General features: G+C 48.0%; 18 protein-coding genes and 1 other RNA gene. 5 read left to right on the top strand and 14 right to left on the bottom strand.

Annotated features, from left to right (window positions below; translation table 11 throughout):
- Window positions 1-280 precede the first annotated feature (280 nt).
- A complete protein-coding gene (locus CWC46_RS12120; protein ID WP_021016306.1) occupies window positions 281-517 on the top strand; it encodes a major outer membrane lipoprotein in 237 nt (78 codons plus the stop codon).
- A gap of 56 nt (window positions 518-573) precedes the next feature.
- On the opposite strand, the gene CWC46_RS12115 is transcribed toward CWC46_RS12120, so the two are convergent.
- The 9 genes from CWC46_RS12115 to ydiJ form a co-directional block, all read right to left on the bottom strand.
- A complete protein-coding gene (locus CWC46_RS12115) occupies window positions 574-1572 on the bottom strand; it encodes a L,D-transpeptidase family protein (protein WP_021016307.1) in 999 nt (332 codons plus the stop codon).
- Window positions 1573-1951: 379 nt separating this feature from the next.
- Window positions 1952-2368 (bottom strand): cysteine desulfuration protein SufE, encoded by a 417-nt coding sequence (gene sufE / locus CWC46_RS12110; protein ID WP_021016309.1) that lies wholly within the window; start codon window positions 2366-2368, stop codon window positions 1952-1954.
- 24 nt (window positions 2369-2392) lie between these two features.
- Window positions 2393-3616 (bottom strand): cysteine desulfurase SufS, encoded by a 1224-nt coding sequence (gene sufS, locus CWC46_RS12105; protein ID WP_021016310.1) that lies wholly within the window; start codon window positions 3614-3616, stop codon window positions 2393-2395.
- Window positions 3613-4911: a Fe-S cluster assembly protein SufD gene (gene sufD, locus CWC46_RS12100; RefSeq protein WP_021016311.1), complete on the bottom strand. Its 1299-nt coding sequence runs from the start codon at window positions 4909-4911 to the stop codon at window positions 3613-3615. Before sufD ends, sufS begins: the two co-directional genes overlap by 4 nt.
- Window positions 4886-5632: a Fe-S cluster assembly ATPase SufC gene (gene sufC / locus CWC46_RS12095; RefSeq protein WP_021016312.1), complete on the bottom strand. Its 747-nt coding sequence runs from the start codon at window positions 5630-5632 to the stop codon at window positions 4886-4888. The genes sufD and sufC overlap by 26 nt, the downstream gene beginning before the upstream one ends.
- Before the next feature lie 91 nt (window positions 5633-5723).
- Window positions 5724-7238 (bottom strand): Fe-S cluster assembly protein SufB, encoded by a 1515-nt coding sequence (gene sufB / locus CWC46_RS12090; protein WP_021016313.1) that lies wholly within the window; start codon window positions 7236-7238, stop codon window positions 5724-5726.
- Window positions 7239-7252: 14 nt separating this feature from the next.
- Window positions 7253-7627: a Fe-S cluster assembly scaffold SufA gene (gene sufA / locus CWC46_RS12085; protein ID WP_021016314.1), complete on the bottom strand. Its 375-nt coding sequence runs from the start codon at window positions 7625-7627 to the stop codon at window positions 7253-7255.
- 730 nt (window positions 7628-8357) lie between these two features.
- A complete protein-coding gene (locus tag CWC46_RS12080; protein ID WP_021016316.1) occupies window positions 8358-8780 on the bottom strand; it encodes a hotdog fold thioesterase in 423 nt (140 codons plus the stop codon).
- A complete protein-coding gene (gene ydiJ, locus CWC46_RS12075) occupies window positions 8780-11833 on the bottom strand; it encodes a D-2-hydroxyglutarate dehydrogenase YdiJ (RefSeq protein WP_021016317.1) in 3054 nt (1017 codons plus the stop codon). Before ydiJ ends, CWC46_RS12080 begins: the two co-directional genes overlap by 1 nt.
- A gap of 289 nt (window positions 11834-12122) precedes the next feature.
- Between ydiJ and ydiK the strand changes: the two genes are divergently transcribed.
- Together ydiK and rprA are read left to right on the top strand one after the other, a co-directional pair.
- Window positions 12123-13226, top strand: coding sequence for an AI-2E family transporter YdiK (ydiK, locus tag CWC46_RS12070; protein ID WP_021016318.1), 1104 nt, complete (start codon window positions 12123-12125; stop codon window positions 13224-13226).
- A 265-nt stretch (window positions 13227-13491) separates the two neighbouring features.
- Window positions 13492-13596, top strand: an RNA gene (rprA, locus tag CWC46_RS12065) — antisense sRNA RprA.
- 123 nt (window positions 13597-13719) lie between these two features.
- Here rprA and ppsA read toward each other — a convergent pair.
- Window positions 13720-16098, bottom strand: coding sequence for a phosphoenolpyruvate synthase (ppsA, locus tag CWC46_RS12060; RefSeq protein WP_021016320.1), 2379 nt, complete (start codon window positions 16096-16098; stop codon window positions 13720-13722).
- Between the two features lie 300 nt (window positions 16099-16398).
- On the opposite strand from ppsA, the gene ppsR reads away from it, so the two are divergent.
- Both ppsR and CWC46_RS12050 read left to right on the top strand, forming a co-directional pair.
- Window positions 16399-17220, top strand: a complete 822-nt coding sequence (ppsR, locus tag CWC46_RS12055) for a posphoenolpyruvate synthetase regulatory kinase/phosphorylase PpsR (protein ID WP_021016321.1) — start codon at window positions 16399-16401, stop codon at window positions 17218-17220.
- 100 nt (window positions 17221-17320) lie between these two features.
- Window positions 17321-18367 (top strand): 3-deoxy-7-phosphoheptulonate synthase, encoded by a 1047-nt coding sequence (locus tag CWC46_RS12050; protein ID WP_021016322.1) that lies wholly within the window; start codon window positions 17321-17323, stop codon window positions 18365-18367.
- 96 nt (window positions 18368-18463) lie between these two features.
- On the opposite strand, the gene rmf is transcribed toward CWC46_RS12050, so the two are convergent.
- The 4 genes from rmf to pqiA all read right to left on the bottom strand — a co-directional run bounded on the left by rmf (window position 18464) and on the right by pqiA (window position 22349).
- Entirely contained in the window at window positions 18464-18631 is a 168-nt protein-coding gene (gene rmf / locus CWC46_RS12045) for a ribosome modulation factor (protein ID WP_021016323.1), read from the bottom strand.
- 256 nt (window positions 18632-18887) lie between these two features.
- Window positions 18888-19451 (bottom strand): membrane integrity-associated transporter subunit PqiC, encoded by a 564-nt coding sequence (gene pqiC, locus CWC46_RS12040; RefSeq protein WP_021016324.1) that lies wholly within the window; start codon window positions 19449-19451, stop codon window positions 18888-18890.
- Window positions 19448-21094 (bottom strand): intermembrane transport protein PqiB, encoded by a 1647-nt coding sequence (gene pqiB / locus CWC46_RS12035; protein WP_021016325.1) that lies wholly within the window; start codon window positions 21092-21094, stop codon window positions 19448-19450. Before pqiB ends, pqiC begins: the two co-directional genes overlap by 4 nt.
- Window positions 21081-22349 (bottom strand): membrane integrity-associated transporter subunit PqiA, encoded by a 1269-nt coding sequence (gene pqiA / locus CWC46_RS12030; protein WP_021016326.1) that lies wholly within the window; start codon window positions 22347-22349, stop codon window positions 21081-21083. The genes pqiB and pqiA overlap by 14 nt, the downstream gene beginning before the upstream one ends.
- Between the last annotated feature and the right edge of the window lie 20 nt (window positions 22350-22369).

Raw genomic sequence — 22369 nt, 5'->3', positions numbered from 1 at the left:
TCGGGACGCTTTTTTATTTTCCAATTACACGAGCCAGCTAACTCATTGCCATTTTAGTTATACTTAATTGATATATTGGAGTGACTCTACTTCAGAGTTATCTGATATAACCTTGCTGTTTTATTTACTTTTTTTAATCTGCCAGTGAAACTCGCTGATTCTTTGAGCGAACAGTCAAAATTAAGCATCTTCCAATCAAAAATTTATTCTCATTAGAAAAAAGTTTGTGTAATACTTATAACGCTACATGGAGATTAACTCAATTTAGAGGGTATTAATAATGAATCGTACTAAACTGGTACTGGGCGCGGTAATTCTGGGTTCTACTCTGCTGGCTGGTTGCTCTACCAATGCTAAAATCGATCAACTGTCTACTGATGTTCAGACTCTGAACAGCAAAGTTGATCAACTGGCTACTGATGTGAATGCAATCCGCTCTGACGTACAGGCTGCTAAAGATGACGCAGCTCGTGCTAACCAGCGTCTGGACAACCAAGTTCGTACTTACAAAAAGTAATCGAATTGGTTGAGTAAAAAATGGCGCACATTGTGCGCCATTTTTTTACCTTAATTTTACCGTGATGGACTGATGGCAGAAATAGGTGCAGCAGCGCCTGTCGTCTGCGGTAACTGAAAGTCGTGAATCTGCTGTCCAACATTAACCAATACGGGCATACCAGAACGACGAGCAATCGTGGCAGAGACACTGCCTGCATCGGTATCCTTGTTGCGAATAAACGTCTTCACGTCCTTGCTAAGAGCAATCGGCATGGTTTGTGGGTCATCTTTATCCGATCTGGACAGTGGCTGATGTACCTCCATATAGCGCTTACCATCCGGTTCTACCGCCACCTTGATAGGTTCGTTGATAACCCGCACCTGAGTTCCTACTGGTACAGCATTAAACAATGCCTTGATATCATCAGGACGTAAACGGATACAACCAGAACTGACACGCATACCAATGCCAAAATTGGCATTGGTTCCATGGATAAGATAAACCCCGCCACTTTTAGCCAACCGTAAGGCAAATAATCCCATCGGATTGTCCGGACCAGCTGGGACTACTGCCGGTAAAATGATGCCATCTTCTTTATAGCGCTTACGAATGTTCGGCGTTGGTGTCCAGGTAGGATTCTCATGTTTTTCTCTGATCCGGGTGACCATAACTGGGGTACTGCGCCCTAACTGACCAATGCCGATAGGATAAACAATTACCGTATCCTTGCCCTTGGGATAATAGTACAAGCGCAACTCAGCCAGATTGATAATGATACCTTCACGCGGCGCGTCCGGCAGCAGCATCTGTGTCGGAATTATCAATGTGGTTCCCGCCTTCGGCAAATAAGGGTCCGTTCCCGGATTCGCCTCCAACATCCCAAGCAACCCAATCTTATAATCAGCAGCAATTGCTTCCAGAGGGCGGCCATCGTTGGGTACGGTATAAATAATATTTTCGCCAATCAAACGGCTTCCTGGTGGTGGAAGTGGATATTCTGTCGCCCACGCCACTGAGATACCCACCAGGGACGACACAAAGAATAGAGTTAATAATTTAAAAGCGTGTTTCATTTTTAATTTCCTGTTCCACTGCTCAAAGATAGATATAAAAAATGGTAGTTAACCCACTAAGCGATTATTTTCATGGCTCACTTTTTCGGAATTAATATAACAAGGGTAGGTTTTGTTTATTTGAATCAATATATTATAATTCAATACTGTAAAAAATCTCGTACTCAAGGATAAAAGCTGTCCCGAAGAAGATCTACGGGATGAAATCTGAAATATGAATTAACGCAATTAAGGTTAACTTGATATTAGATACCCCCATCCGCCAAAGGATCAAGATACGAAAGTTTAGCGCGAGGAATGGCACCATCCGAAACCTCATCCCCACGTATGTTCATATTTTACATTGACGTGATTAAGATCATTCGGCCAGAGTAAGTGTTCAGATCAATGGTAAAATCCGGCTTCGTATAGCGCGTAATATTGCTTCCAGCCCCTGAGAGCGAGAAGGCGTAAGGTGCTCACTCAACGCCAGTTCCTGAAAAAATGGACGAACGTCCAACGCGACGATCTCCTGTGCGCTCAACCCTTGATAGAGACTGAACACCACGGCGATAAGCCCTTTGACAATAGCCGCATCACTATCACCATGAAGAATAATGCGCCCCTGTTCATCCTGTCGCACTACAATCCATACCTGACTTTGGCAACCGGATACGACATTTTCATCCTGACGCCACGCCTCAGGTAACGGTTTCAGACCTACCCCCAACTCAATAATATAAAGATACCTTTCTTCCCAGTTATGACAGCGCAGGAAGTTGCGCATCAGTTTTTGTGGTTCAGGCAGCATTGTCATAAATATCTCCAGACGTTTACCGGCTCAGCGGCTCAATAATCGGTGAATACGCTGTAATCCAGCCACCAGCCGGTCAATGTCTTCCCGTTGAGTATAGAGCGCCAGCGAGGCTCGGCACATACTGGGGACACCATAATGCTCCATTAATGGCATGGCACAGTGATGCCCGGTACGGATTGCTATTCCATACTGATCCAGAAAGCTACCTACATCATAGGCATGGTGTTTCCCAAGATTAAAGGCTATCACACCCTGGCGCTGATGCGGGCCATAGAGCGTAAAATCCGCTACTTGCTCTAACGCTTCCAAAGCATACTGCATCAGTTCGGTTTCATAGACGTGGACAGCTTCACGCCCCAAGGTCGTGACATAGTGCAACGCCGCACCCAGCCCCATAATGCCCGCCGTATTTGGTGATCCAGCTTCAAACCGCCAGGGCGCATCAACATAGGTGGTACCATAATATAGGCTGACCTGCCTGATCATCGCCCCGCCGCCTTCCCATGGTGGCATGTCTTGCAACAGTTGTTTTTTGGCATACAACACGCCGATCCCCGTTGGTCCATAAATTTTATGACCAGAGAAAGCGTAAAAATCACAATCCATCGCCTGAACATCTACCGCTTGATGCATCACCGCCTGAGCCCCATCGACGAGCACTTTCGCACCCGCTGCTTTGGCCTGCCGGATAATCTCACTGACCGGATTTACCGTCCCCAGCACATTGGAGACCTGTGTCACCGCTACCAGGCGTGTGCGTTCATCCAATAACAGAGGCAATTTCGCCATATTGAGCGTACCCTCGACGGTTAGCGGCAAGACACGAATCTCCAGTTGGTGAGACGCTGCCAGCATTTGCCAAGGTACAATGTTGGCATGGTGCTCCATCTCGGTCACGATCAGGTTATCACCGGGTTGGAAAAAGGTACGGCCATAACTATTTGCCACCAGATTAATCGCTTCAGTCGTGCCGCGGACGAATACAATCTCCTCGGCGGACTCTGCGTTAATAAACGCAGCCACCTGTGCTCTGACACCTTCCATCGCGCTGGTAGCATGCGCGCTTAACGTATGTATGCCGCGATGTACTGCCGCATACTCATGCAGATAAAAATCCCGTTCCCGTTCGATAACGGCCAACGGTTTCTGAGCACTGGCGGCACTATCCAGATAGACCAGAGGCTGACCATTGATTTCCTGCTGTAGCGCAGGGAAATCAGCTTTCACTCGCTCAATGGGGTAACTCATGCAGCACCTCCCATTGTATTTTCCAACCGAAGCGCAATGCGACTGACTACCACATCACGCAATACTTCATCCGTAATCGCTTCCGTCAATTCCGCAGCAAAAGCGAAAATAATCATCTGTTGTGCGTCTCGCTCGCTAATACCACGTGAACGCAGATAAAATAGCTGTTCCTCGTCGATTCTCCCCACCGTAGCCCCATGACTGCATTTCACATCATCAGCATAGATTTCCAATTGTGGCTTGGTATCAACTTCGGCCAGACGACCCAGCAACAAATTATTGTTAGTCATTTTTCCATCGGTTTTCAGCGCCTGAGGCGCCACTTTAATCGTGCCATTGAATACGGCACGGGCACGATCACGCACGATGGTTTTGTGTAACTGGCGGCTTTCGCCATGGCCTTTGTTATGTTCAAGATAGGTGCGAGTGTCACAGACTTCATTACCACCCGGCAAGACCAGACTATTCATCACCAGATTAACGCCTTCACCGTTAATCTGGGCGCTGGTGTGATGACGCGTCAGCCCGGCACCTAATAGAAAACCATGGCTGCTCACCTGCGCCGCACGTGCTAGTAACAGATCGTTATGAGAAAAGTGATAACTGGCTGGCGACTCAAATCCCAGCTTGTAATGCGTTACCTGACTGTTTTCTCCTGCATCAATAGTTAAACGCGCACCACAGAAATGCGCCCCTTCATCCAGACTGACATAATGTTCGATAATCTGTGCACTGGCTCCCTGGCCGACACTCAGGTGATGTCGATAATGAACCGTATTCAAAGCCGGGGTAGAACCGCTGCTGTTGATGTGTAACAGATAGAGCGGTTTATCTGCCTGCACGCCAGCAGGCAGATGGATAAGCGTAGTTGACATTGCCAGGCTTTCTGTCAGATGCAGGAAGACCTCTGGCTGAATAGCGACAGATAATGACAAGGGCGATCCAGCTGGCTTTACATCTATCTGGTAAGGCCCCCACGCCACGTCACTCAACATCGCATTAAACACCCCGTCAACAAATACCAGACGCCAACTGTCGACAGGCAGAGCCAGCATGTTTCGCAACTCTGGATTGATGAAGCGCGCCGTCGGCACAGTAAATACGTGAGACAATAAGCTATCTAACGGTGTGTATTTCCAGTGTTCGAGCTTACGATGTGGCAGCCCTAACCGCAGTACCTGTTGCCAGTGTTGTTCGGCCTCGGGAGATCGCGGCGCAGCCGTGTTGAATAATTGCTGCCACTGCTGCACAACGTGCTGCTGTTTGCTACTACTGTTGGTCGGTAAGCCAGCCATAGCCTTGTTCCTCCAACTGTTTAACCAATGAGAAATCGCCGGATTTAACAATATTTCCCTGAGACAACACATGCACATAATCAGGTTTGACGTAATCCAGAATGCGTTGATAGTGGGTAACAATAATGAATGAACGCTGAGTATTACGTAGTGTATTCACACCATTAGCGACAATCTTCAACGCATCAATATCCAGACCGGAATCTGTTTCATCCAGAATACATAAATCCGGCTCCAGTGCCGCCATTTGCAAAATATCATTCCGTTTCTTCTCACCGCCGGAAAACCCCACGTTTACTGAACGTGTCAGCAGGTCTGCTGGCATCTTCAACAGCTGGATTTTATCTTCAATGAAATCAGCAAAATCAAAACGGTCCAGCGGTTCCTGCTGACGATATTTGCGCACGGCGTTGACTGCGGTTTGCAGGAAAAACTGATTACTAACGCCAGGAATTTCCACCGGGTATTGGAAAGCCATGAAAATGCCTTCTCCGGCGCGATCTTCCGGTGCCAATGTCAACAGATCCTTGCCTTTGAAATACAGTGAACCAGCAGTCACTTCATAATCTTCTCGTCCAGCCAACGTTGCAGACAAGGTGCTTTTCCCTGAACCATTTGGTCCCATGATGGCATGGACCTCTCCTGGTTTAACATGCAGACTCAGCCCTCTGATGATTTCTTTCTCTTCGACACTGACTCTCAAATTTTTGATACTTAACATATTTATCCTTCTGGCGTCTTTTGATTGCTGACGCTCATCATTATGTGCACCGGAGTGCCATTTCCGTTGCCGTGACGGAGCCACTAATGCATTAGCCCACGCTATGTTCAAGGCTGATCGCCAGGAGTTTCTGTGCTTCCACTGCAAACTCCAGCGGCAACGCAGAAAACACATCTTTACAGAAGCCATTTACAATCATGGAGATAGCATCATCTTCATTGATGCCACGTTGCAGGCAATAGAACAGTTGATCTTCACCAATTCTGGATGTCGTTGCTTCGTGTTCCAGTTGGGCCGTATTGTTTCTCACTTCCACATACGGAAAGGTGTGTGCACCACAATCACTACCTATCAGCATCGAGTCACACTGGGTAAAATTGCGGGCATTGGTCGCACTTGGCATAATTTTCACCAAGCCACGATAGGTATTCTGGCTATGCCCGGCCGAAATTCCTTTTGAGATAATGGTCGAATGGGTGTTTTTACCGATATGGATCATTTTGGTCCCAGTGTCCGCCTGTTGATGACCACTGGTTAATGCCACGGAGAAAAACTCACCAACCGAATTATCACCACGCAGAATCACACTTGGATATTTCCAGGTGATCGCCGACCCGGTTTCTGACTGCGTCCAGGACATCTTTGAATTTTCTCCACCACACAGTGCTCGCTTGGTCACGAAGTTAAGGATCCCGCCCTTACTGTCCTTACCAGCAAACCAGTTCTGTACCGTGGAATATTTCACTTCGGCATTTTTATTGACAATCACTTCCACTACCGCCGCATGCAGTTGATAACTATCACGAACCGGTGCGGAACATCCTTCGATATAGCTGACATAACTGTCATCATCAGCGATCAAAATCGTCCGCTCAAACTGGCCGGTTTTTGCGGCGTTAATGCGAAAATAGGTAGAAAGTTCCATTGGGCAACGGACACCTTTCGGCACATACACAAAGGTTCCGTCTGAAGCCACCGCCGCATTCAGGGCGGCAAAAAAGTTGTCGTTGGACGGTACTACGCTACCCAGATACTGACGTACCAAATCCGGATGTTCCTGAATTGCTTCACTGAATGAGCAGAAAATAATGCCTTGTTTCGCCAGTTCATGCCGGTAAGTGGTGGCAACAGATACCGAGTCAAATATCGCGTCTACCGCGACATCCTTGCCTTCCCGCACCGGAATACCCAGTTGCTCGAACGCCTTTTCCACCTCGGTAGTGAGGTAATTTTTCTGGTCTGACGGCAGGCTGGTCTCGTCAGTCCCGGAGTGCTGAATGGCGCCCGGTTGAGCGCTGCAATTGTCGTCACAATCGCCACAGGACGGTGCCGAGTAATAGCTATAATCCTGATAGTCAAGTTTATCGTAGTGCGCTTTCAACCAGTGAGGTTCTTCCATCTCCAGCCAGGCGTGGTAAGCATTAAGCCGAAACGCCAACATCCATTCAGGTTCATTACGCTTGGCAGAAATAGCCCGTACCACATGTTCGTTAATACCGTGAGCCAGTTCATCCGTGGCCAGTTCGGTGAAAAAACCTTCTTTGTAGCGTCCGTCCTCGATCCTTGTCTGGACATCATCGGATACTTCTACGTTACTACGTGCCATGATCGCATCACCGCTTAGAGGCCAAAACTTTCTCCACACCCGCAGGCATGTTGAGCTTTTGGATTGGTGAATTTAAATACCTGATTCAGACCTTCATGGACAAAATCCACTTCAGTACCGTCGATAAAAGGCATCGCGTCCAACGGAACATACAACCGCGCACCATCACGCTCATACACCAGGTCGCCTGCGTTGGGTTGATTAATCAGATCCAGAACATAACCAAAACCGGCACATCCCGATGGCTTAACGCCAAGTCGTATACCCTGTACCTCATGTCCCTGCCGCATCAGTTTCAGAATATGGGACGCCGCACTTTCCGTCAGGGTCAATCCTTGCCAGGTATTCTCCGCCAGTGAAAACATTTCTACTTTATCGTCCGCTTGCATTGGGATTACCTCATTCATCTCTGTTTCCCATTTCACGCCGTACTACCCTAATCATTGGTGATAATGATTATTGCTTCAACCACGTGATCTTTGGGGCTTTGATCCAGCTACAGTGTTATCCCGATTATGGGAAAGTCTTCTGCCAACATGACAAGCCATTGACTTCTGGCGCCATGATAAATAATTCATTGATTACTAATAAAAAATTAGAAAAATCACGAATATGACTCACTTTAATAGTTCGAATTTCCATGTAAAAATCACAGTATTCATAGGCAATATCTATTTTATAAACAGGGAAAATAATACCGACCACCGATAATATTATGTCCGTGAAACATGATAAGAGGAGGAATATAGAAAACAGACTCGGAAGAGATCACTCGAACGATCAGTTTTAACCTCTGGCAGCGTATTGATAAACATGGACGAAAACGCCGTAATACCACGTTGGAGTTCGATATGGCTGAATTACTGTTAAATCGATCTAACAGCAGTATTGATCAGCCCAAACATTATCATCTGACTGGTATGAGAATGGTGAAATCAAGTCATAAATATGGCAATAACTGCCATCACTTGCGGGGATTGATAAAAATACATCATCGATTGGTTAAAGAGATCGATGATGCTAGAAACACGATAATAATTACCTGGAGAGCGCCCATCCCGTAGGCATCCCGGGTATTTTCGTGCGTTTACCTAAACTGTAATGGGCCAGGTGGAGGGCTTATTCGTCCGGTGTAAGCACCGCCGTGGTGAGGCGTGACGAACAACACAATCGACCTACTGGGTCGAAGATATCTATCTGCCAGACCTGATGTCTTCTGCCCACGTGCAACGCACGGCAAACGCCGCGCACTTCTCCTTCACTAACCGCGCGCAGATGATTGGCGTTGATCTCAACGCCCACCACCTGTTGAACGCCTTCCGTGCATAGATAACCCGCTATCGATCCCAGTGATTCTGCCAGTGTTACTGACGCTCCACCATGCAACAGACCGAATGGCTGTTGGGTTCGGTTATCCACCGGCATAATGCCCTCCAGCGTATCATCCGTAATATGTGTCAGACGGATCCCCAGGTGTCCCAACATGCAACCCATACTTTGCTGGTTAAACTGCACCAGATCGATATCTCTTTTCCACAGCATCACACTAACTCCAACAATGCTTGTAAAGGATGCCGCAAACCGCTGCCCTCCATCCGTTTCACTTGACTGCGACAGGAGTATCCTGTGGTAAGACAACGCTGCTGAGGTAGTCGTTGCAAAGCCGGTTGCCATGACAAGCTATAAATTCCCTGAGAATTGACCAGATTTTTGCTCTCATGACCATAGGTTCCCGCCATGCCACAACACCCGACACTTATATTCTCCAACGTCGCGCCAAAGCGGGCGAAAATAGCCGACCATTGCTGTGAACTAACAGGCAACGCCGTTGTTTCCGTACAGTGACCAAACAGATACCAAGGATCACCGTTCAAGGGCTGGGGCGCTTTATCAGCCAGAACATCCGTTAACCATTCATGAACCAGCAACACCTGAAAATCACCACGTTTATCTCCTAACACTTCCCGATATTCATCCCGGTAACATAAAACCAGCGCCGGATCGACACCAACCATGGGCAAATCCAGGCGGGCAACCCGATTAAGAAACTCTGCGGTTTTCGTGACTGTTTTAGCAAAACGCTGCAAGAACCCTTTGATATGCTGTGCTTTACCGTTCGGGGAAAACGGCAGCAAGACCGGCTTCAGATTCAGTTTTTCCACCAGACGGACAAAATCTGCCACTACCTGCGCATCGTAATAACTGGTGAAGGGATCCTGTACAATCAGCACATAGTCGGCCCGCATCTGCGGCGACATCTGTTCTAGTTGTTCCAGCGTGGTTGCCATTGCCTGGTGCCCGGCAAATACCTGATGCAATGAGGGCGACGAAAGCAGTGGTAAATCGACCATTCCGATATACTTACGGCTTAAGGCACTAAGCCACGGCTGTTTCAGGAAAAAATTAAATGTCTTGGGACTACGGGCCATTAATGGCGCATAACTTTCCACCCCCGCAACCAGATAATCTCTGGCCGGACGCAGATAGCGAGTATGGTAAAGCTGTAGAAAACGTGCCCGAAAACTGGGAACGTCAATCTTGATCGGGCATTGGGTCGAGCAGGCCTTACAGGCCAGACATCCCGACATCGCCTCTTTTACCTCATGGGAGAAATCATAATTTCCCTGACGGGCATACCAGGTGTTACGGGTTTTATGAATCAAGCTCCGCAGGCTCATCCGCTGCTGCGATAACTGCTGTTCCAGGGTCAAAGGGTCAACGCCCTGCTCAGTCAGCAGGCGCAACCATTCCCGTACCAACGAGGCCCGACCTTTCGGTGAGTGAATACGGTTACCGGTAATTTTCATTGATGGACACATTGGGCTACGGGCGTCGAAATTGAAACAAAGCCCATTGCCATTACATTCCATGGCCCCACGAAACGCACTACGCACCGCCAGTGGAATACGCCGGTCATAAGTCCCACGTTTAACCGCATCCACTTTCATCATCGGCGCGTCAACACCCAGGGGCGCACAGATTTTCCCGGGATTTAACCGGTTATCCGGATCAAACGCGGCTTTTATTCGGCGCAACTCATCATACAATTCCGGGCCAAAGAACGCCGGACTGTATTCGGCACGGAATCCTTTGCCATGTTCCCCCCACAACAAACCGCCATATTTTGCCGTCAGTTCGACAATCTGGTCAGAAAGCTGCTTCATCAGGATCTCCTGCTGCGGATCGCACATATCCAATGCGGGACGAACATGTAACACGCCAGCATCAACATGGCCAAACATGCCATAAGTCAGGTTATGGCTGTCCAGCAAAGCACGGAATTCCGCAATATAATCCGCCAGATGCTGCGGTGGAACACAGGTATCTTCCGCAAACGGAATTGGCTTTGCCAACCCTTTGCTATTCCCCAGCAGACCAACGGCTTTTTTACGCATCGCGTAAATACGTTCAATACCCACGAGATCGTGGCAGACCTGATAACCAATAATGCCCGCCTCACGGTGATGCAATAGTGTATCCAAACGCTGGCACAGCCCGTTGACCTGAGTATCAATCAATGCTTCGTCATCACCAGCAAATTCCACAATATTCAGGCCAAGCATCTCCTGACCGGGGATATCGGCAATCAATTCACTGACCGAATGCCACACAATGTCTTCCCGTGCCAGATTCAACACTTTGGAATCGACCGTTTCCACCGACAACGCCTGTGCCTCTACCATAAAGGGCGCACTACGCAAGGCGGAATCGAAAGAGTCATATTTTACATTCACCAACCGCCGTATTCTGGGTAGACGGGTGATATCCAGTTTTGCCTCAGTGATAAACGCCAGTGTACCTTCGGCCCCAGTCAGAATACGGGTGAGGTCAAACGTTTGCATGTCATCGCTGAAAACATGACGCAAATCGTAACCCGTCAGGAATCTATTGAGCTTGGGGAATTTTTCTACGATAAATTGCCGTTGCTCGCGACAACGATGCAATACGGTATGATAAATCCGACCGAGCGGAGAATTTTCTCTCGCCAGTTGTTCGGCCAACGCTACCGGCATGGCCTGCGTATCGAGCATGTCGCCGCCAAGCAATATGGCCCGCAACCCAAGAACATGATCAGACGTTTTGCCGTAGGCCAACGACCCCTGTCCGGAGGCATCGGTATTAATCATGCCGCCCAGCGTAGCGCGATTGCTGGTGGAGAGTTCCGGTGCAAAGAAATAACCGAATGGTTTGAGATACTGATTTAGCTGATCTTTGATAACCCCAGCTTCTACGCGTACCCAACCTTGCTCAGGATTGATTTCCAGAATTCGGTTCATATAGCGGGACATGTCCACCACAACCCCCTGATTCAGCGCCTGACCATTGGTGCCAGTACCGCCGCCACGAGGTGTGAACGTTAATTCCAGGAAATGTGGGTCGCCAGCCAGCCGGGCTAACAACGCCACATCTGCCGTCGAACGGGGAAAAACCACCGCGTCCGGCAATAACTGGTAAATACTGTTATCTGTCGCCATCGTCAGGCGATCAGCATAGTCAGTGGCGATATCGCCCGTAAACCCGTTTTGCTTCAATGCTTCCAAAAAGTTAAGCACCGGTTGAACAAGTCCGGGTGCTTGGGTGATCTGTGGGATCATTATTTTTGACTCTGTCCGTGCGAGAGGTGTTTGCCAATACAATCATTGTCGGGCTGATGCGTTTACATCATGACCGAACTCAATTTGTTTTATCATATTTCACTGCGATATGCGCCAATGTATGCGCAAAAACTTATACTAGTGTTTAGCCATCGCTACTTGTAAATACGTGAACGTCCTGTCCAAACTGCGGGAAATCACGCATGATAAATTATTCTCATTTTTCATCGTTTTGCCGGCACGAGATAATATCAGGCATCGTACCGGCCTACAGAGGTAACATTCATTGATGAAACAGTCTCAGCCTCAACCTCAGCACTTTGATATCACCCGAATATTATTCAGCCTGCTGTTCATCGCTATTATGATTATTGCCTGTTTCTGGGTGGTGCAACCGTTCATTCTAGGGTTTGCCTGGGCCAGCATGGTGGTAATTGCGACCTGGCCACTGTTAATTCGCCTTCAACATATATTGTGGGGATACCGTCCCCTGGCCGTTATCGTGATGACACTGTTGTTGATTCTGCTGTTTGTCATCCCGACCTCCATTCTGGTGAGTAGCATAATTGATAATAGCGCGGCATTGATCAAATGGGCATCCAGTCAACAGAAGATGACACCGCCATCACTGCAATGGCTGGAATCCATCCCACTGATTGGCGATAAACTTTACAGCAGTTGGCAGACGCTGGTACACAGTGGTGGCAGCGCGTTAATGGCAAAGGTTCAGCCTTACATCGGCAGAACAGCCACCTGGATAGTAGAGCAAGCCGCGCACATTGGCCGTTTTCTGATGCACTGCGCCCTAATGGTCATATTCAGCGTCTTGCTCTACATCAAGGGCGATCAGGTAGCGTTGGGCGTGCGACGCTTTGCGATCCGTCTGGGTAAACAGCGCGGCGACACTGCGGTGATCCTTGCCGCGCAAGCCATTCGAGCCGTTGCTCTCGGCGTAGTAGTGACCGCAATCGTACAGTCTCTGCTTGGAGGTATAGGACTCTCACTATCGGGTATTCCCTATACCACACTGTTAACTGTTCTGATGTTCCTGTGCTGTGTTGCGCAACTTGGGCCACTATTGGTACTAATCCCGGCGATTATCTGGCTGTATTGGAGTGGTGATACCACCTGGGGCACGGTGCTGTTGGTCTGGAGCTGTATCGTTGGTACGCTGGATAATGTCATCCGCCCTCTATTGATTCGCATGGGGGCTGATTTACCAATGTTACTGATCTTATCGGGCGTTATCGGTGGTTTGCTGGCTTTTGGCATGATAGGCATATTCATCGGCCCGGTAGTATTGGCAGTGTCTTATCGTCTCCTGTCCGCATGGATGCAGGAAGCTCCTGAACCACCGAGCTTAACTAGCGTTAAAAATACAGGCAAAAAATAGCAACATTTTGTGCACAAGGAATTAAATACGCCTCATTTTACATTTCGGGGGTTACTCCCCCGATAATCTCACAAATGATAAATTAATCTAATCAATATAAGATTATTCCCAATGGTTATTCTTTTTTTAGATCTGTTTATTTTGTTTTATGCTAAATATTTTGAACATACTTTGCAGTTACTAAAATAATTCTTAAAAAAACATTAACCATTGGGATGATTCTTAATGACTCTACAGATTGAAATTCATACTATGGATACCGGCGCTATTGTTAACGTAATGTTTGCAAATAAGGTTTCTCCTGGTCAAAGTCAGTAACGAATTGCTGTGTGTAGTCTTTGCCCATCCCCTGAGATGGGCTTTTTTTTATCCATAAGACGATGGTCTGTGAGCCATGTCAGCCGTTAAAAAGCGAAACTTCAGCTAACCTATAAAAAAACCGCCCGTAGCCGTATAGCTGACGAGCGGTTTTAGTTTTTATACGTGAACTGGACTAGAGCGTTTCAGCCAGGTTTAACCAGGTTTGCACCACAGTATCCGGGTTCAGAGACAAACTGTCGATACCTTGTTCCATTAACCAGGCAGCAAAATCTTCATGATCAGAAGGTCCCTGACCACAGATCCCTACGTATTTACCCTGTTTTTTTGCCGCTTTGATGGCCATCGACAACAAGGCTTTTACTGCGTCATTACGTTCATCAAATAACTCGGACACCACGCCAGAATCACGATCCAAGCCAAGAGCGAGCTGGGTCATATCATTGGAACCAATAGAGAACCCATCAAAATACTGCAAGAACTCCTCCGCCAACAGTGCATTGGAGGGGATCTCACACATCATGATAATCTTCAACCCATCCTCACCACGGCGCAGACCCTGATGCGCCAAGCCCTCAACCACAGCCTTAGCCTGAGCGACAGTCCGGACAAACGGGATCATCACTTCAACGTTGGTTAACCCCATCAGATTGCGTACCCGCTTGACGGCTTCGCATTCCAGCGCAAAGCACGCTTTGAAATCGGGTGACACATAGCGCCCGGCACCACGGAAACCCAGCATTGGGTTTTCTTCTTCCGGCTCATAACGCTCGCCACCAAGCAGATTGGCATATTCATTAGATTTAAAGTCGGATAGACGCACGATGACACGTTTTGGCCAGAAAGCCGCCGCCAACGTAGCGATGCCCTCTTTCAAACGTTCGACATAGAACTCAACAGGATCATTATAACCCTGCATCAACGCTTTGATTTCACGTTGTAATTCAGGTGTCTGCTGGTCAAATTCCAGTAACGCGCGAGGATGAACACCGATCATGCGATTGATGATAAATTCCAGACGAGCCAGACCTACACCTTCATTCGGCAGGCAGGCAAAGTCAAAAGCCCGATCCGGGTTACCCACGTTCATCATGATTTTCAAGGGCAACGTGGGCATTTCATCCACTTGAGAACTTTTCACCGTGAAATCCAGTACATCCTTGTAAACATAGCCAGTATCACCTTCCGCACAAGACACCGTGACTTTTTGTCCATTATGCAAACGTTCGGTGGCGTCGCCACATCCCACCACGGCCGGAATGCCCAACTCGCGAGCAATGATCGCCGCATGGCAGGTACGCCCACCACGATTGGTGACAATGGCAGCCGCTTTCTTCATGATCGGCTCCCAATCCGGGTCGGTCATATCCGTCACCAGGACATCACCGGCATTGATACGGTGCATTTCACTGATATCGTGGACAATCTTGACCTCGCCGGCACCAATACGGTGACCAATCGCTCGGCCTTCTACCAGAATGTCACCACCTTCTGGCATATTGTAACGCTCCATCACCTGCCCGTTTGAACGCACGGTCTCCGGACGAGCCTGAACGATATACAGCTTGCCGCTATGACCATCTTTCGCCCATTCGATATCCATCGGGCGTCCATAGTGTTTCTCAATCAGCAATGCCTGGTGCGCCAGTGACTGAACCTCTTCATCACTCAGGCAGAAACGTCCTGAGAGCTGTTCTGGCACATCTTCAATACGGACTTGTTTACCATGTTCCTGGCTGGAAGCGTAAACCATACGGATTTTTTTCGAGCCCATCGTGCGACGAACAATAGCGGGTTTACCCTTCAGCAAAGTGGGTTTATGAACGTAAAATTCATCAGGATTAACCGCTCCCTGCACCACCATCTCCCCCAGACCCCAGGCAGCGGTAATGAATACGACCTGGTCAAAACCGGATTCCGTATCAATGGTGAACATCACGCCGGATGCCGCCAGATCAGAGCGGACCATACGTTGAACACCCGCAGATAATGCCACACCACGATGGTCATATCCCTGGTGTACACGGTAAGAAATGGCACGATCGTTAAACAAGGAAGCGAATACATGTTTCACCGCCGTCATGACGGCATCAATTCCTTGCACATTAAGGAAAGTTTCCTGCTGACCGGCAAAAGAGGCATCTGGCATATCTTCTGCGGTTGCTGAAGAGCGCACGGCGAAGGACGCGTCGTTTTCTCCCTCAGACAGTTGCTGATAAGCCTCACAGATAGCCAGTTCCAACTCGGACTGAAATGGCGTATCAATAATCCACTGACGAATTTGTGCCCCGGCTTTCGCCAGTTGGCTAATGTCATCCACATCTGTGCCATCCAGCAATTCATAAATACGCTGGTTAATCCCACTTTGATTAAGAAAATCATTAAACGCCTGGGCGGTAGTCGCGAAACCATTGGGGACAGCAACGCCCAGTTCAGACAGGTTGGTAATCATTTCACCCAGAGAAGCATTTTTGCCTCCCACCCGCTCAACATCGTGCATACCAAGTTGGTTATACCAGAGGACATTACGCATATCAGGGCCGTTATTGGACATCGAAAATAATCCTTTCTGCATACAATTGGGGTATGGAAGAGTTCGCTGAGAATCGATATCAGCGCTTTTAGGGTAGCATAGCGTTTTAAAAATGCGGGAAAGGTGAATCGATCAACCTATGAAAAAAAACTACACTGGCAGGTTTTCTTTGCTTAATTAGGAGAAAACCTGAATATTGTAAAAGAATAGCATTCTAATCATGAACATAATAAAATGCCGTTTCAATAAAATCATGACGGAAAACTCAATTTACAGCACAGAAGATTTTTTAGTATCCAGACAAAAGCGTAAGGAGCGATTGTGGAAAGAAGTGTGTTTTATATATCAGATGGCACGGCAATCACTGCCGAAGCAATTGGTCATGCCGTGCTCTCACAATTTCCGATCAACGCGGTTAGCTATACCTTGCCTTTTGTTGAAAGCGAAACACGTGCCAGCGCAGTCTGTGAACAGATTAATGCCATCTATCATCAAAGCGGTATCCGTCCGCTGGTATTCTACTCCATAGTGACTCCCACAGTACGGGACATTATTGTCAACAGTGAAGGGTTTTGTCAGGACATTGTTCAGGCTCTGGTGGCACCACTGCAACAGGAGCTGAATATCGCTCCAATGCCGATCGCCAATCGGACTCACGGCCTGACAGCCAGTAATCTAAATAAATATGACGCCCGCATCGCGGCAATTGACTATACGTTGGCCCATGACGATGGCATCTCTTTACGTAATCTTGATCAGGCCCAAGTCATTTTGTTGGGTGTTTCGCGCTGCGGCAAAACGCCTACCAGCCTTTATTTGGCTATGCAGTTTGGAATCCGTGCCGCCAATTATCCATTCATTGATGACGATATGGACAACCTACGCCTGCCGGAGGCCTTAAAACCCTATCAGCAAAAGCTGTTTGGCCTGACTATTGATGCCGAGAGACTGTCCGCTATTCGCGAAGAGCGGCGAGGTAACAGCCGTTATGCCTCTTTACGGCAATGCCGGATAGAGCTGAGTGAAGTGGAGGCATTATTCCGCCAGCATCAGATCAAATACATCAATACCACCAATTATTCGGTGGAAGAAATTTCCGCCAAGATTATTGATATTTTAGGTATGAGTCGCCGCATGTACTAGTACATGGTATAGTATTCAGGAATCGCGGTTTAATTGATTTGAAAGCAACAAGTGAAACAAACCGGATGGACTGACCTTTAAAAAATTTCAGAGATTCTACATGCAACAAACAGATGAGCTGCGTAGTGCGCGCATCACTAGTCTGGTTACACCTGATACATTGATAACCAAGCTACCGGTAACGCCTGCGGTGACAAAAATAGTAACTATGTCACGCTTAAAAATAGAAAATATTCTTACTGGTCAGGATCGCCGATTACTGGTCGTCATCGGTCCCTGCTCTATTCATCATCCTGAAAGTGCCCTTGATTACGCCCAACGCTTGGCTGAACTACGCGATCGTTACCAAGACCGACTGGAAATCGTCATGCGCACTTACTTTGAAAAACCGCGCACCGTTGTGGGCTGGAAAGGATTAATTTCCGATCCGGATCTCAATGGCACCTTTAGAGTCAATGAAGGGTTGGCGCTGGCCCGTCAACTTTTACTGAACATCAATACGCTAGGCCTACCTACTGCGACCGAATTTCTGGACATTGTCACCGGTCAGTACATTGCCGACCTGATCAGTTGGGGTGCCATCGGAGCCCGCACCACCGAGAGTCAGATCCATCGTGAAATGGCGTCGGCGCTGTCCTGTCCCGTAGGGTTCAAAAACGGCACTGACGGTAACACGCGCATCGCGATTGATGCTATCCGTGCGGCCCGCGCATCACATATGTTTTTATCCCCGGACAAACAGGGAAAGATGACCGTCTATCAAACTACTGGTAACCCTTTTGGGCACATCATCATGCGTGGAGGCAAAACCCCCAACTACCATGCCAAAGACATCGCCATCACCTGTGCTGATTTATGCGAATATTCCCTGCCAGAATATCTGGTTGTCGATTTCAGTCATGGAAACTGTCAGAAACAATATCACCGCCAGTTGGATGTTGCCCAGGATATCTGCCAACAAATCCGCCAAGGCTCACAGGCCATTACCGGCGTAATGATAGAAAGCTTTTTGGTTGAAGGTAATCAGCCCTCACGTAATCCGAAAACACTGACTTACGGTCAATCGATTACTGATCCTTGTCTCGGCTGGAAAGACAGTGAACTGATATTATCGCAATTAGCCGAGGCGGTGGACGTCCGCTTTTGAGTTGTCTGCCTTCGCAGCCTGAACCGTTTACGCTGGTTCACTAACGAAAACCTCCGCCCAGGCGGAGGTTGTTCCTTTTTCAATTGATAAGGTGTGCTAGGCAGTCACTACCTTATCCTCCATGGCCTGTCGCCAACCTCCCAACCAGTGAGACCGGGCATTGATCGATTGATAAGGGCATAACTCCCTTGGTCGACCAGAAATACCTGCTTGATACCCTCGTGAATGAGCCCTTTCCAGGCGATCTCGTTTCTGTCTCTTCATGCCTTATCTCCCTCACTTTCATATCTGGTGGAAAGAAAACAGTGATTACTTTTCAGTCAATCACACGTTATGAATAGCGAGTATTTCATGGAAGATCAAGGCGCAAAATTCACGCCAATGTCATATTTGTGAACTATATTGAAAGTTTTCGACTAGCGGCAGCCATAAATCATGGCTAACGAATTGAGGTCAAAACAAAACCTCTGAACGTATTTTTTTTAGATTAAAAATAACGTTCAAAGGTATTGGATATGCTTTAGGGGAATGAAGCCATCTGCTGAACAATAGAGTGACCAACCTGTAGCCAGCCCTGGGACAAGGCTTTGACCAGAGCGTCGTATCCATCTGCCGTTTGTGGTATCTCTATATGAAACGGATGAGTGACCACTTTATCCTGATAGCGGAGAATCCATTCTCCGTTAATCACCGCCTTACCATCGTAACGCCCTTGAAACGCAGTGACGTTTACATCAAGCATTGCCGGGTTGCCTCCTATGTCCTGGGAGGTGATTCGCCATCCCGGCAGTCCGTCATGTAAAGTAACCATCAGCGCCTGCCGCAATTGCTGATCGAGTGGACTGGCCCACAAGTTATTGCTGGCAATGGTATAACGCACATCTGATGTCTGAAACACAATCCCCGAATTGGACAGGTAATCAGCCAGATTGACAGTCCTGATTTCTAAATAATGACCAGATGCCGGAGTAATAGAGACCGCTGAATCCTTCACGTCAACCGGAATCTGGTAATACACTTTCTGTGGGGCGCTGCTACAAGCACTCAGCAATAGTATCAGCGCCAGTGACCATCCTTTCATCATGGTTTAGCCTTCTTCGGTTGAGGATCCTTGGCACCCGGGGCGTCAAACACCAGAGCATTACTCTTTTCATTCAAAGTGCGTAATAGTGGCTGCAACTCCCGTATCACCTGATCAAAATGCTGCATATTTGCCACCATTTTATTGTAAGCCGGAGAGCCCTGCTGAAAGCCCTGCAGACTTCGATTCAACTCACGAAGCGTGTGTTGCATATCCTGTGGTAAACCCTGCATGGCTTCACTACCAGTAATCCGATTCAGAGTTACCAGTGTTTTTTGCATTTCTCGCAGGGTTGACTGACCCTCTGCTAATGTTTTGGTTGCCTGTTCTACCATCGGGGTCAATGGCAGATTATTAACCTTATCTAATATTGATATCAGTTTCTGCTGTATCTCCGATAAGCCGCTATTAACCGTAGGGAAAACCGGGTAGCCATCCACTGTCGATGGCTTACTACGCTGACCTTTCTGTTTTGGATAGAAATCCATATCGATATACAATGCACCGGTCAGGATATTCGCCGTTTTTAACGAGGCCCTCAATCCCTTTGACCAGGCGTTGTGCAGTTCCTGGTTCAGGTTCAATCTCTCCCGGATATTTTTATCCAGACGATCCTGCTCAATACGAATCAACACCGGAATACGGTAGTCACTATCAATACGTTGCAGCATCTCTTTCGGAAAGTACGGTACCTGTGTCACTGTGCCCAGCCGTATGCCCCGGAATTCCACCGGTGCCCCCGGTTGTAACCCGCGAATTGATTCATCAAAAAACATCAGATATTCTTTGTATTCGGTATAAAGAGAATCCTGAATGCTGTTCTGATTATCAAATAATTTATATTCAGCACGATCACGAGCGACCTTCCCTGGCTCCCAGCCAGCAGGCACATCAAAACTGACACCGCCGCTGATCAGTGTGCTCAGGGAACCCATCTCCACGCGCATCCCTTGCGCGGAAAGATTCAATGACACGCCACTGTCTTTCCAAAAACGAACATTGCTTGTCACCAGGCTATTGTATGGGGCGGAGATAAACAGCTGATAGTGCATCATTCTAGCCTTGGGATCGAACTGGCTGGCTTCTACCGATCCCACACGATAACCACGGAATAACACCGGATCACCTGGGTTCAGTTGCCCAGACTGTTCGCTATTGAGGATGATACGAATCCCTTTTGAATTCGGTGGCGCCAATGGCGGCGTATCCAACAGCTTGAATGACTTGCTTTCATCTTCACTGGATCCCGGTTGTAACTGTATGAATGCCCCAGACAACAACGTCCCTAATCCCGAAACACCTTCCCGACCTATCTGGGGTTTGACTACCCAAAAAACAGAATCGCGGCTCAGTAACTTGCTCATTCCATGATTCAAACGCGCCTTGATTTCCACCTGGTGCAGGTCTTTACTCAATACAACACTTTCCACTATCCCCACATTGACATTGAGGCTTTTAATCGTTGTTTTACCCGCTTCAATACCCTCTGCATTACTGGTGATAAGCGTAATTTCCGGCCCCTGATGGCTGAAATGATAAAACAGAATCCAGGCACCAATTAACACCGTGACGATTGGGACAATCCAGACTGGCGACCAGCGTTTAATCGTTTCAATCTCCGCTACGCTGTGATTACTTTTCGTCAACGGGAAGCTCCTCTAACTCATAGTTATGTCGGTCCCATAACAGACGGGGATCAAACGTCATTGCGGCAATCATTGTCAGGATCACCACCAAGGCGAAAAGTACGGCCCCGATCTCCGGGTAAACATTCATCAACCTGCCGATACGGACCATTGTCGATAACACTGCAATAACAAAAATATCAATCATTGACCAACGGCCAACAAATTCAACAATTTCATACACCAGATGCACTCGCTCACTATCATGATGGCCGTTCTCTTGAGCATTCCAACACAGCCAGCACATCGCCAGCATCTTCAGCGTTGGCACCATGATACTGGCAACAAAAATCACCAATGCCACGGGATACGATCCCATATCCCACAGCAGGGCAACTCCCGACATAATGGTGGATGTTGTGCGATTACCCAACGATTCCGTTACCATAATCGGCATGATATTAGCCGGAATATAAAGCAGCGCCGACGTGATCAGCAACGCTAGCGTCCATTGCAGGCTATGTCTACGCCGAGCATGTCCATGCGTGTGACAACGTGGACAAATTTGTTGATCGGCTGGCAGAATCGCCGTGCAGCAAGAACACGAGCGGACCCCTTGCAGCAATCCACTACGACCAACCTGCAAGTCAACAGGCAGACTCGGTGGAGCCGCTACATCATCCCACAACCAGCGGCGATCCAGATTCTGAAACGCCAGTAATTGCAGCAGACAAAATAAGACGTAAGGAATAAAACTGGCACCAATACCGATATCGCCATACGCCATCAGCTTGACAAAACTGACCAGTACGCCGGCCAGAAAAATTTCTGCCATTCCCCAGCTTTTCAATCGAAACAGAATTTTGGTTATGTTTCGCTTCAGGTCATAAGGCAAAGGCGCACGTATGCACAGTAGGACAATGGCCACCATGCAAAATGCCGGAACCAGTTGCACAAAACACATAAACAAGGTTGCGACACTGGCATAATCGTCATCCACCATCACTTGGGGAATTTCCAACAAGGTAATTTCGTTGGTAATACCCGCTATCTGCATTGAGACAAAGGGAAACAAGGTAGACAACACCAACATCATCACCGCACTGAAAGCATAGCTGGCAGGACGCCGGCGCGGCTCGGAACAACGACTGATTAATACCGTTTTGCAGCGGGGACACACCGCACGCTGACCGTCGTGTACCAGCGGGAGATCAACTAACAGATCACAATGTGGGCATAGCATGTGACGATCACTATCGTGAACCTGGGTACACATTAACAGCCTCCTTCGGATAG

The organism is Prodigiosinella confusarubida (genome assembly GCF_002847015.1).
Classification (GTDB): domain Bacteria; phylum Pseudomonadota; class Gammaproteobacteria; order Enterobacterales; family Enterobacteriaceae; genus Prodigiosinella; species Prodigiosinella aquatilis.
The sequence above is the reverse complement of the archived record's forward strand: the minus strand, read 5'-3'. Positions and strand labels throughout refer to the sequence as shown.